This window comes from Citrobacter sp. Cpo147, from assembly GCF_030332405.1.
Classification (GTDB): Bacteria; Pseudomonadota; Gammaproteobacteria; order Enterobacterales; family Enterobacteriaceae; genus Citrobacter; species Citrobacter portucalensis.
The window spans coordinates 1-12,191 of sequence record NZ_JAOWHX010000032.1; the positions used below are offsets into that span (position 1 = coordinate 1).

The following is a 12,191-nucleotide window of genomic DNA, read 5'->3' on the forward strand; positions in this document are numbered from 1 at the left end:
AATAAATATCCTCCGGCATAGCCGGAGGTTTTTCTGATGCGCCTATAAGGCTCTGTTACCAGCCGCGCCCTAACAGGCGCATACGATCTGACATTTGCATCAGACTTCGTTACTTACGGCCCGTAAACGGGCTACCCGGATAAGGGATCGATAACTGCTCGCCCATTTTATCCTCTGCAAGCTGGTGCTTTATGTATTCCTGTATCCTTGCTGTGTTCTTACCCACCGTATCTACGTAATACCCACGACACCAGAACTCCCTGTTCCTGTATTTAAACTTCATATCACCAAACTGCTCATACAACATCAGACTGCTTTTACCTTTCAGATAACCCATAAAACCGGATACGCTCATTTTGGGCGGGATTTCCACAAGCATATGGATATGATCTGCACAGCATTCCGCTTCCAGGATCCGCACGTTTTTCCACTCACACAGCTTTCTTAATATGCTGCCTATCGCCCTACGTTTCTCCCCGTAGAATGCTTGTCTTCGGTATTTGGGCGCAAAAACTATGTGATATTTACAGTTCCATCGGGTGTGCGCTAAGCTCTTTTCGTCCCCCATTGGGACCCCCTTTTGATTTCTTGTTTAACCCTTGCAGTTGCCAGACCGCAAGGTGTTTTAACAAATCAAAAGGGGTTTTAATAACTGGCCCAAAGCTGAAAGCTTTCCGGAACCCCCAGCCTAGCTGGGGGTTTTCTGTGCACAAAAAGCCCGGCGTCGCAAAGCTCGGCCGGGTTATGGTTTGGTAGGCCTGATAAGCGTAGCGCCATCAGGCAGAACGGCGCACAGTGCCGGATGGCGGCTTCGCCTTATCCGACCTACAGGCGTGCCTTCGCGAAGTCGATCGCCTGCGCAACCTGCTGCGGCGACACGCCACCTTTCGCTGCACGTTTATCCAGACACGATTGCAACGAGAGGATCGGGTAAACGTCATCGCCAATCACCTGGCTGAACTTTTGTAAGTCGGCAAGCGACAGCGCTTCCAGCGGTTTGCCCTGGCGAATCGCCTCGACCACCGTTTCCCCCACGATATGGTGCGCTTCGCGGAACGGGACGCCTTTCGCCACCAGATAATCCGCCAGCTCAGTGGCGTTAGCATAACCCTGCTGCGCCGCTTCCTGACAACGCGGACGTTTCACCTGGATGCCATCCAGCACCAGCGCGGCCATATGCAGACAGTCCAGCCAGGTGTCGAGCGCGTCGAATAGCCCTTCTTTGTCTTCCTGCATATCTTTGTTGTATGCCAGTGGGAGGCCTTTTAAAGTCATCATCATGCCGGTCAGCGCACCCTGCACGCGACCGCATTTGCCACGGATCAGCTCCAGCGCATCCGGGTTTTTCTTCTGCGGCATCAGAGATGAACCGGAAGTCACACGGTCGGAGAGTTCAACAAAGCCCGCTTCGCCGGTGTTAAAGAAAATCAGATCTTCAGCAAAACGCGACAGGTGTACCATGCCGATAGAGGCGTCGGAGAGTAACTCCAGCACGTGGTCACGGTCAGAAACGCTGTCCAGGCTGTTGCGCGTTGCCGAGGCAAAGCCCAACCAACCCGCCAACTGCTCGCGATCGATTTCATACGCCGTACCCGCCAGCGCGCCGCAGCCTAACGGACTGACGTCCAGGCGTTTGAGCGCATCCTGCAAACGGCTCTCGTCACGCGCCAACATTTCAACATAGGCCAGACACCAGTGAGCAAACGTCACCGGCTGCGCACGTTGCAGGTGGGTGTAACCCGGCATGACGGCGTCCTGGTTATTCTCCGCCGTCACCACCAGCGCAGTTTGCAACTGACGATTGGCCGACAGTAATTCGATAACCGTGTCTTTGCACCACAGCTTGAGATCGGTCGCGACCTGGTCATTACGGCTACGCCCGGTATGCAGTTTTTTACCAAGCTGGCCGACTTTATCAATCAGCTTACCTTCCACCCAACTGTGAATATCTTCGGCATCGCTTTGCAAAATCTGCTGAGGATTCGCACGAACCTCTTCCAGCAGGTTATTCAGCGCCTCTTCCAACTGCAGCTGTTCATCTGCGGTCAGTACACCGACTGTTACCAACGCTTTGGACCAGGCCACAGAGCCAACAATATCCTGTTCTGCCAGGCGGTAGTCAAAACGCAACGAGTCGTTGAACTGTTTGAACCGCTGATCTGCTGCCTGTGTAAAACGCCCACCCCAAAGTGCCATAACAAATTTCCTTAATATGATATTTTTGCCCGGTGGCGCTGCGCTTACCGAGCCTACAAAACCCACGTAGGCCGGATAAGGCGAAGCCGCCATCCGGCACATTAATAGTTAAGCCAGAATACGCGTACCAATTGGCGTGCCGTTAAACAGCGCCGGAAGTTGCTCTGCATGACGCCAGGAGGCGATATCCACCGGACGGCCCAGCGTACGCGCGGCATCCAGCGCCGCATTCACCTTCACGATCATGCCATCGGTAATAATGCCCTGTTCAATCAGCTGTTCCGCTTTCGCTGCGGTCATTTCGGCAATGCGCTGGCCTTTGCCATCCAGAATACCGCTCACATCAGAGAGCAGGATCAGATCCGCACCCAGCGTTGCCGCCAGCGCCGTTGCAGCCTGATCGGCATTCACGTTCATCAGCAGACCATCATCAGTGACACCAATAGAGCTCACTACCGGCAGAAAACCGCTTTCCAGCAGCGTGTTAATCAGTTTAGGCGAACCCGGCTGCGCCAGCCCAACATGACCCAGTTCTTTATCGAGCGGCGTCACTTTTACGCTGTCGCCATCGCCAAGATACAGACCAACAGACGCGATGTGATGCTTTTTCGCCCAGGCCAGCAAGGTTTTATTCGCCGTTCCCGCCAGGGCACCGGTAATAATGTCAATTTGATCGGCAGGCGTGACGCGCAGACCATTTTTCTTTTTCACCGGCAGATTCAGCTGCTTCATCAGCTCGTCGACCACGCAGCCGCCACCGTGCACAATGACCAGCGGACGCTGGTGCGACTCACGGTAATTCACAAGTGCGGTAAACAAGCGCTCCAGCGCCTCTTCGCTATCCAGTAAAACGCCGCCCAGCTTGATAATTAATGGATTCATTGTTGCACCCTTAAATAAGAGACTGCGTTTGGGCAAAGCCAAAACGAATATTTGCGCACTGCATCGCCTGTGCCGCCGCGCCTTTCAATAAGTTGTCTTCCGTCGCCACGACGATCAGGTGTTCACCCTGTACGGCAAACCCGATATCACAGAATGGTAATCCAACCACATTCTTCAGCGCTGGAACCCCTTTGTCATACAGACGCACCAGCGGTTTATCGCCATACGCCTGTTGCAGCGTCAGAGCTACCTGAGCATGAGTTACACCCGCGTTAAGGCGGCAAGTGATAGTTTCCAGAATTCCGCGCGGGAAGTTGCCCAGATGTGGGGTGAAAATCACTTCAGCCCCCAGATGAGTGGCGATTTCCGGCTGATGACGATGGGTAAACACGCCATACGGTTGCAGGCTTACTTCGCAAAAACTATTAGAGATAGCCGCTTTACGGCCCGCGCCGCTCACGCCGCTGGTCGCATTAATTACCGGCCACTGGCTGAGATCCAACAGTCCGGCGTCAATCAGTGGTTTCAGCGAAAGCTGCGCCGCCGTCGGGTAACAACCCGGCACAGCAATCAGATTCGCTTCTTTCAGCTTGTCCGCGTTCCACTCCGCCAGCCCGTAAACTGCCTGCTCCAGCAGGTCGGGATGCTGATGGGTAAAACCATAATATTTCTCATAGAACGCGCCGTCATTTACGCGAAACGCGCCAGAGAGATCAAACACCACGCAACCGGCCTGCAAAAACTGCGGCGCCAGGTCATGACTTACCTCATGAGCCGTTGCGAGGAACACAACATCCACCCCTGAGCTAAACTCGCTGATATCTGACATTGGCTGCAACGGTAAATCGACAATGCCTTTCAACTGCGGATGCAAATCGGAGATTAATTTTCCTGCATCATTGCTTTGCGCTGAGACGGTCAAAGCGGTTATGGTCATATCAGGATGGCGATTTACATAGGTCACAAGCTCTGCGCCGGCATAGCCACTGGCGCCCACAATCAGCGTATTCAACATCGGGGCTGCTCACCTTCTTAGATTCTGTTGCCAGGTATAAGCCTTTATCACCTCACCTTACACTTGGTGGGTTTTATTACGCTCAACGTTAATGTATTTTTATTCACAAATACTGCATGAATATTGATACTATCATGACCCGAGGTGTGTCAACAATGAAAAACAATTTACCGCCATTTATCGAGATTTACCGCGCTCTGATTGCCACGCCATCGATTAGCGCTACCGAAGAAGCGCTCGATCAAAGCAATGCAGGTTTAATCACTCTGTTGGCGGGCTGGTTTAAAGATTTAGGCTTCAATGTGGAGGTCCAACCGGTTCCCGATACGCGAAATAAATTCAATATGCTGGCGAGCATTGGACAGGGCGCTGGTGGTCTGTTGTTGGCGGGTCATACCGATACCGTACCCTTTGACGATGGACGCTGGACGCGCGATCCGTTCACCCTGACCGAACATGACAATAAGCTCTATGGTTTGGGTACGGCGGACATGAAAGGCTTCTTCGCCTTTATCCTCGACGCGTTGCGTGATGTCGACGTCACAAAGCTGAAAAAGCCCCTCTACATTCTGGCCACTGCTGACGAAGAGACCAGCATGGCGGGAGCTCGCTACTTTTCTGAAACCACTGCTCTGCGCCCAGACTGCGCGATTATTGGCGAACCCACTTCACTGCAACCGGTTCGTGCACACAAAGGTCATATCTCTAATGCGATACGCATTCTGGGACAATCGGGTCATTCAAGCGATCCGGCACGTGGCGTTAATGCGATTGAACTGATGCATGATGCCATCGGCCATATCATGCATCTGCGCGATGACCTGAAAGCGCGCTATCACCATGATGCCTTTACCGTTCCGTATCCAACGTTAAATTTGGGCCACATCCACGGCGGCGACGCCGCCAACAGAATCTGCGCCTGCTGCGAACTGCATATGGATATTCGACCGCTACCGGGTATGACGCTAAACGATCTCAATGGGTTACTTAACGAAGCGCTGGCCCCTGTCAGCGAACGCTGGCCGGGTCGCCTGACCGTATCGGAACTGCATCCGCCGATTCCAGGCTATGAGTGTCCGCCTGACCATCAACTGGTAGAGGTGGTTGAGAAACTGCTGGGCGCACAGACTGAAGTGGTGAACTACTGCACCGAAGCGCCATTTATCCAGACGCTTTGCCCGACGCTGGTATTGGGTCCAGGTTCTATTAATCAGGCGCATCAGCCGGATGAATATCTGGAAACACGCTTTATTAAGCCAACTCGCGAATTAATCACCCAGGTTGTGCATCATTTTTGCTGGCATTAACTACTTGTCACCCCGCTAATCCTTAAGTGGTAAGCGGGGTGATTTTTTAACATTTCCATAAGCAACGCTTATTTGATTGGATGTGAATTAAATAACGTAAATTCACGGCATTTATTCGTTTGCTGAACCGATTTCGCAGCAATTGACGTCACGTGTTTTACGTGGCTTTATAAAAGACGGCTAAAAAGTTAAGTCCGCAAGATTTCGCGTGATAGTCAGGCGCGAAAGATACAGGACATATTCAAAATAGATGGGGTGTCTGGGTTAATATGAACGAACAATATTCCGCGTTGCGTAGTAATGTCAGTATGCTCGGCAAAGTGCTGGGAGAGACCATCAAGGATGCGCTGGGAGAGAACATTCTTGATCGCGTAGAAACAATTCGTAAGCTGTCCAAATCATCTCGCGCTGGCAATGAAGTTAATCGCCAGGAATTGCTCACCACACTGCAAAATCTGTCTAACGACGAGCTGCTGCCGGTTGCCCGCGCATTTAGCCAGTTCCTGAACCTGGCCAACACCGCCGAGCAATACCACAGCATTTCGCCAAAAGGCGAAGCAGCCAGCAACCCGGAAGTGATTGCTCGCACTCTGCGTAAACTGAAAGAGCAGCCCAACCTCAATGACGCCACCATCAAGAAAGCCGTAGAATCACTCTCTCTGGAGCTGGTACTCACCGCCCACCCGACCGAGATCACTCGTCGTACGCTGATCCATAAAATGGGTGAAGTGAACGCCTGCCTCAAGCAGCTTGATAACAAAGACCTCGTCGATTATGAACGCAACCAACTGATGCGCCGTCTGCGTCAGCTCATTGCTCAGTCCTGGCATACGGATGAGATCCGCAAGCTGCGCCCAAGCCCGGTTGATGAAGCCAAATGGGGTTTCGCGGTAGTTGAAAACAGCCTGTGGGAAGGTGTGCCGAACTACCTGCGCGAGCTGAATGAACAACTGGAAGAGCATCTGGGTTATAAGCTGCCGGTTGATTTTGTCCCGGTTCGATTTACTTCCTGGATGGGAGGTGACCGTGATGGTAACCCGAACGTAACGGCAGATATCACCCGTCACGTGCTGCTGCTTAGCCGCTGGAAAGCGACAGACCTGTTCCTGAAAGACATCCAGTTTCTGATTTCTGAGCTGTCGATGGTGGATGCCACGCCGGAGCTGATGGCGCTGGTAGGCGAAGAAGGTGCAGCTGAACCTTATCGCTATCTGATGAAAACCCTGCGTTCTCGTCTGATGGCAACCCAGGCCTGGCTTGAAGCCCGTCTGAAAGGCGAGAAATTGCCGAAACCTGCGGGACTTCTCACCCAAAACGAACAGCTCTGGGACCCGCTATACGCGTGCTACCAGTCTCTACAGGCCTGTGGCATGGGCATTATCGCCAATGGCGAATTGCTCGACACCCTTAGGCGCGTGAAGTGTTTCGGTGTACCGCTGGTGCGTATTGATATTCGTCAGGAAAGCACCCGTCATACTGAAGCCCTGGGCGAACTGACCCGTTATCTGGGCATTGGCGACTACGAAAACTGGTCGGAAGCGGATAAACAGGCTTTCCTGATCCGCGAACTGAATTCCAAGCGTCCGCTCCTGCCGCGTAACTGGGAACCGAGCAACGACACCCGCGAAGTGCTCGACACCTGTCGGGTCATTGCCGAAGCCCCATATGGCTCCATTGCCGCCTATGTTATCTCGATGGCGAAAACTCCGTCGGATGTGCTGGCCGTGCATCTGCTGCTGAAAGAAGCCGGAATTGGTTTTGCTATGCCGGTCGCTCCGCTATTTGAAACGCTGGACGACCTCAACAATGCCGATGACGTCATGTCGCAACTGTTGAATATCGACTGGTACCGCGGATTTATTCAGGGCAAACAGATGGTCATGATTGGCTACTCTGATTCCGCAAAAGACGCGGGCGTGATGGCGGCCTCCTGGGCGCAATACCAGGCTCAGGACGCGCTAATCAAAACCTGCGAAAAAGCCGGTATCGAACTGACGCTGTTCCACGGTCGCGGTGGTTCCATTGGTCGCGGCGGCGCGCCTGCCCATGCAGCGCTACTCTCTCAACCGCCGGGCAGCCTGAAAGGTGGTCTGCGCGTGACAGAACAAGGGGAGATGATCCGCTTTAAGTACGGCCTGCCGGAAGTGACCATCAGCAGCCTGTCGCTGTATACCGGAGCCATTCTGGAGGCCAACCTGTTGCCACCGCCAGAACCGAAAGATAGCTGGCGTCATATCATGGATGAACTTTCCGATATTTCCTGCGAGCTCTATCGTGGATATGTGCGTGAAAACAAAGACTTCGTCCCTTATTTCCGCTCAGCTACACCGGAGCAGGAACTGGGTAAACTCCCGCTCGGTTCACGTCCGGCAAAACGCCGTCCGACCGGCGGGGTAGAGTCTCTGCGCGCCATTCCGTGGATCTTCGCCTGGACGCAGAACCGCCTGATGCTCCCGGCCTGGCTGGGTGCAGGTACCGCGCTGCAAAAAGTGGTTGAAGACGGCAAGCAAAGCGAACTTGAAGCCATGTGCCGCGACTGGCCATTCTTCTCCACACGCCTTGGCATGCTGGAAATGGTTTTCGCGAAAGCAGACCTGTGGCTGGCAGAGTATTACGATCAGCGCCTGGTCAAAAAAGATCTGTGGCCGTTGGGTGCAGAGCTACGCCAACGCCTGGCAGCAGATATCGATGTCGTACTGGCGATTGCCAACGACTCACATTTGATGGCCGACCTGCCGTGGATTGCCGAGTCCATTCAGTTAAGAAATATTTATACTGACCCGCTGAACGTATTACAGGCAGAGCTGTTACACCGCTCACGCCTGGCGGAAGAGCAAGGCAATGCACCGGACCCTCGCGTGGAACAAGCATTGATGGTCACAATCGCTGGTGTCGCCGCTGGTATGCGTAATACAGGCTAACATCCCTCCCCCGTCGCCTTCGTGCTATTATTCGGAGGCGACGGCAAAAACCGCTGTTACAACCACTTCATTTTCAATATATTCCCCCTCGAATATATTCACTAAATGAATATATAGATGGCAAAACACGATCCTAAGATCGTGATGCTTCAGTTCCTCTTAATGTTTAAGTGCTACTCTTGGCGCTACAATTAAAGACAGGCTTACATTATGCAATCCTTACACCCCCAGTCTAAACCTAAATTTAGCTGGAAAGCCCTGGGTTGGGCGCTCCTCTATTTTTGTTTTTTTTCCAGTTTACTCCAGGTCGTTATTCTCTTATCCGGCTATAGCGGAACTAATGGTTTACGCGACTCCTTACTGTTCAGTTCGCTGTGGTTGATTCCGGTATTCTTATTTCCAAACCGTATCCGCGTTATTGCTGCCGTCATTGGCGTAATGCTATGGGCGGCCTCGCTGGCTGCTCTAAGCTATTACGTCATTTACGGACAAGAGTTCTCGCAAAGCGTTCTGTACGTAATGTTTGAAACCAATGCGAACGAAGCCAGCGAATATCTGAGCCAATATTTCAGTCTGAAGATTGTCTTAATTGCGCTGGCCTATACAGCTGCGGCAATTCTGCTATGGACACGTCTGCGTCCTGTGCATATTCCATCACCCTGGCGCTATCTGGTGTCGTTTGCACTGTTATACGGTTTGATTCTGCATCCGATGACGGTGAACACGTTTATCAAACATAAACCATTTGAAAAAACGTTGAATGGTCTCGCCTCACGCATGGAACCAGCTGCGCCATGGCAATTCATCTCCGGTTATTATCAGTATCGTCAGCAGTTGACCGCGCTGAACAGCCTGCTGAATGAGAACAATGCCCTACCGCCGTTGGCCAACTTTAAAGACAGCTCAGGTGATGCACCGCGTACGCTGGTACTGGTGATTGGCGAATCAACGCAACGTGGCCGCATGAGCCTGTACGGTTACCCACGCGAAACAACGCCGGAACTGGATGCGCTGCATAAATCCGATCCTAACTTCACCGTGTTCAATAATGTCGTGACCTCCCGTCCGTACACCATTGAAATCCTGCAGCAGGCGCTGACCTTCGCTAACGAGAAGAACCCGGATCTGTATCTGACTCAGCCGTCCCTGATGAACATGATGAAACAGGCAGGTTATAAAACCTTCTGGATCACCAATCAGCAGACGATGACTGCCCGCAACACCATGCTGACAGTGTTCTCTAAGCAGACGGATAAACAGTTCTATATGAACCAGCAGCGTACACAAAGTGCACGCGAATATGACAGCAACGTGCTGGCACCGTTTAAAGAAGTACTGGCTGACCCTGCACCGAAAAAGTTCATCATCGTGCACCTGCTGGGAACGCATATTAAGTACAAATTCCGCTATCCGGATGGTCAGGGTAAGTTCGACAATAATATCGACAATGTGCCCGCTGGCCTGAGTGACGATGAGCTGGAAGCTTACAACGATTACGACAGCGCGAATGTTTACAATGACCATATCATTGCCAGTCTGATCAAAGACTATAAAGCGACCGATCCGAACGGCTTCCTGCTGTACTTCTCCGATCATGGAGAAGAGGTATACGATACGCCGCCGCATAAAACGCAGGGTCGTAATGAAGACAACCCAACGCGTCATATGTATACGGTGCCGTTCCTGCTGTGGACCTCGGAAAAATGGCAGGCTGCACACCCGCGTGACTTCTCACAGGATGTGAATCGTAAATACAGCAGCTCAGAGCTTATCCACACCTGGTCTGATTTAGCGGGCTTCACCTATGATGGTTTCGATCCAACTCGTGCCATTACCAGCCCGCAGTTCAAAGAGACGACCCGCTGGATTGGCAACCCGTACAAAAAGAATGCCCTGATTGATTACGATACCCTGCCTTACGGCGATCAAATCGGTAATCAGTAACAGTCTGCCGGATGCGCTACGCTTATCCGGCCTACAGCTCGCAAAGACTTGTAGGCCGGATAAGGCATTAGCCGCCATCCGGCAATAATCACTTGAGGGCGATTGTTTTCAACGTTACTGTTTCCCTGTCTGCTGCCTGCAAGGGATTAACATGTATCACGACATCAGCCACCTGCTCTCTCGCCTGATCAACGGCCCCACGCCGCTGCGCCAGATTTACTTTGCCAGCACCAGTAGCTCAACGCCGGAACTGGCGTATCAGGTCGATTTTCCCCGACTGGAGATTGTGCTGGAAGGTGAATTCACCGATAACGGTGTTGCTGGCGCATCCGCGACGTTACAGCCTTACGATGCCTTGTTCGTTCCGGCTGGTGGCTGGAACTTTCCACAGTGGCTCACACCGGTGACCACGCTCAGTATCTTATTTGGCAAACAGCAACTGGGTTTTAGCATCGTGCAGTGGGACGGTAAGCAATATCAAAACCTTACCCGTCAGCACGTCGCGCGGCGTGGACCGCGTATTGGCTCATTTCTGCTGCAAACGCTCAATGAAATGCAGATGCAGCCGCAGGAGCAGCAAACCGCCAGGCTAATCGTTGCGAGCTTGCTGAGCCACTGCCGCGATTTGCTCGGCAGCCAGATCCAAACCGCATCACGCAGTCAGGCGCTTTTCGAAGCCATTCGCAACTATATTGACGAACGCTACGCTTCACCGCTCACCCGAGAATCCGTCGCGCAGGCGTTCTACATCTCACCCAATTATCTTTCCCACCTTTTTCAAAAAACGGGCGCTATCGGTTTTAACGAATACCTGAACCACACGCGACTGGAACACGCAAAAACGCTGTTGAAGGGTTACGAATTGAAGATTAAAGAGGTGGCGCACATTTGTGGGTTTGTTGACAGCAACTACTTCTGCCGCCTGTTTCGCAAAAATACCGAACGTTCGCCATCAGAATACCGTCGGCAGTACCACAGCCAATTGACGGAGAAAGATATCCGCCAGCAATAAAGAAGACAAAAACAACATTCACTGGATTTTTGTAATATACAAATAGAAATCTATTTCCCACATTACCAGAATAAACTCACCTAAAACTGATATGTGAAGTATCTCTCATTTTTATTTATACATTACATTTATCCAGCTTTTGGCAAATTTGTCAGATAGCGGAGCTTAACCAAACACTCTTATCCTGTTTACAGCAAAGCATCCCGGCAACGGGCTGCTAATAGAAAACAAAGAGGGTGTTTTATATGGAACTTTACCTTGATACCGCCAACGTCGCGGAAGTTGAACGTCTGGCACGCATCTTCCCTATCGCGGGTGTCACCACCAACCCAAGCATTGTAGCGGCAAGCAAAGAATCCATCTGGGATGTACTGCCACGCCTGCAAAACGCCATCGGCGAAGAGGGTATTTTGTTTGCCCAAACCATGAGTCGAGACGCGCAGGGCATGGTGGAAGAGGCCAAACGCCTGAGCAACGCGGTGCCCGGTCTGGTAGTGAAAATCCCGGTGACATCCGAAGGTCTGGCCGCGATTAAGATGCTGAAAAAAGAGGGCATCACCACGCTAGGAACCGCGGTTTACAGTGCTTCTCAGGGGCTACTGGCTGCGCTGGCGGGAGCTAAATATATCGCACCTTACGTTAACCGTATCGACGCGCAGGGCGGCGACGGAATTCGCACTGTACAGGAACTGCAAACGTTACTGGAACTGCATGCGCCAAACAGCATGGTACTGGCAGCCAGCTTTAAAACCCCGCGTCAGGCGCTGGATTGCTTACTGGCAGGATGTGAAGCTATCACCCTGCCATTAGACGTAGCGCAACAAATGCTCAATACCCCTGCGGTAGAGTCAGCAATAGAGAAGTTTGAGCAGGACTGGAACAACGCATTTGGTCACATCAACCTGTGAGGGAAA

Annotated in this window: 9 protein-coding genes; 5 read left to right on the top strand and 4 right to left on the bottom strand. The window is 52.2% G+C overall.

Annotated elements, in window-relative coordinates; translation table 11 throughout:
- Positions 1-109: 109 nt before the first annotated feature.
- The 4 genes from tnpA to argC form a co-directional block, all read right to left on the bottom strand.
- Positions 110-568 (bottom strand): IS200/IS605 family transposase, encoded by a 459-nt coding sequence (tnpA, locus tag OGY06_RS11400; RefSeq protein ID WP_057069660.1) that lies wholly within the window; start codon positions 566-568, stop codon positions 110-112.
- A 257-nt stretch (positions 569-825) separates the two neighbouring features.
- Positions 826-2,196 carry an argininosuccinate lyase gene (gene argH, locus OGY06_RS11405; protein WP_003825132.1) on the bottom strand — a complete coding sequence of 457 codons (1,371 nt, stop codon included), beginning with the start codon at positions 2,194-2,196 and terminating at the stop codon, positions 826-828.
- A gap of 108 nt (positions 2,197-2,304) precedes the next feature.
- Positions 2,305-3,078 (bottom strand): acetylglutamate kinase, encoded by a 774-nt coding sequence (gene argB, locus OGY06_RS11410; protein WP_003028854.1) that lies wholly within the window; start codon positions 3,076-3,078, stop codon positions 2,305-2,307.
- Between the two features lie 10 nt (positions 3,079-3,088).
- Positions 3,089-4,093: an N-acetyl-gamma-glutamyl-phosphate reductase gene (argC, locus tag OGY06_RS11415; protein ID WP_003825135.1), complete on the bottom strand. Its 1,005-nt coding sequence runs from the start codon at positions 4,091-4,093 to the stop codon at positions 3,089-3,091.
- A 155-nt stretch (positions 4,094-4,248) separates the two neighbouring features.
- On the opposite strand from argC, the gene argE reads away from it, so the two are divergent.
- The 5 genes from argE to fsa all read left to right on the top strand — a co-directional run bounded on the left by argE (position 4,249) and on the right by fsa (position 12,185).
- On the top strand, positions 4,249-5,400 hold the full coding sequence (argE, locus tag OGY06_RS11420) for an acetylornithine deacetylase (protein WP_003028848.1): 1,152 nt from the start codon (positions 4,249-4,251) through the stop codon (positions 5,398-5,400).
- A gap of 269 nt (positions 5,401-5,669) precedes the next feature.
- Positions 5,670-8,321, top strand: coding sequence for a phosphoenolpyruvate carboxylase (ppc, locus tag OGY06_RS11425; RefSeq protein WP_003825139.1), 2,652 nt, complete (start codon positions 5,670-5,672; stop codon positions 8,319-8,321).
- 210 nt (positions 8,322-8,531) lie between these two features.
- Complete coding sequence (locus tag OGY06_RS11430; protein WP_003825142.1) at positions 8,532-10,265, top strand: phosphoethanolamine transferase CptA; 1,734 nt, start codon at positions 8,532-8,534, stop codon at positions 10,263-10,265.
- Between the two features lie 151 nt (positions 10,266-10,416).
- Positions 10,417-11,277, top strand: coding sequence for a helix-turn-helix transcriptional regulator (locus OGY06_RS11435; RefSeq protein ID WP_063941749.1), 861 nt, complete (start codon positions 10,417-10,419; stop codon positions 11,275-11,277).
- A gap of 245 nt (positions 11,278-11,522) precedes the next feature.
- Positions 11,523-12,185, top strand: a complete 663-nt coding sequence (fsa, locus tag OGY06_RS11440; RefSeq protein WP_003825157.1) for a fructose-6-phosphate aldolase — start codon at positions 11,523-11,525, stop codon at positions 12,183-12,185.
- Positions 12,186-12,191 lie beyond the last annotated feature (6 nt).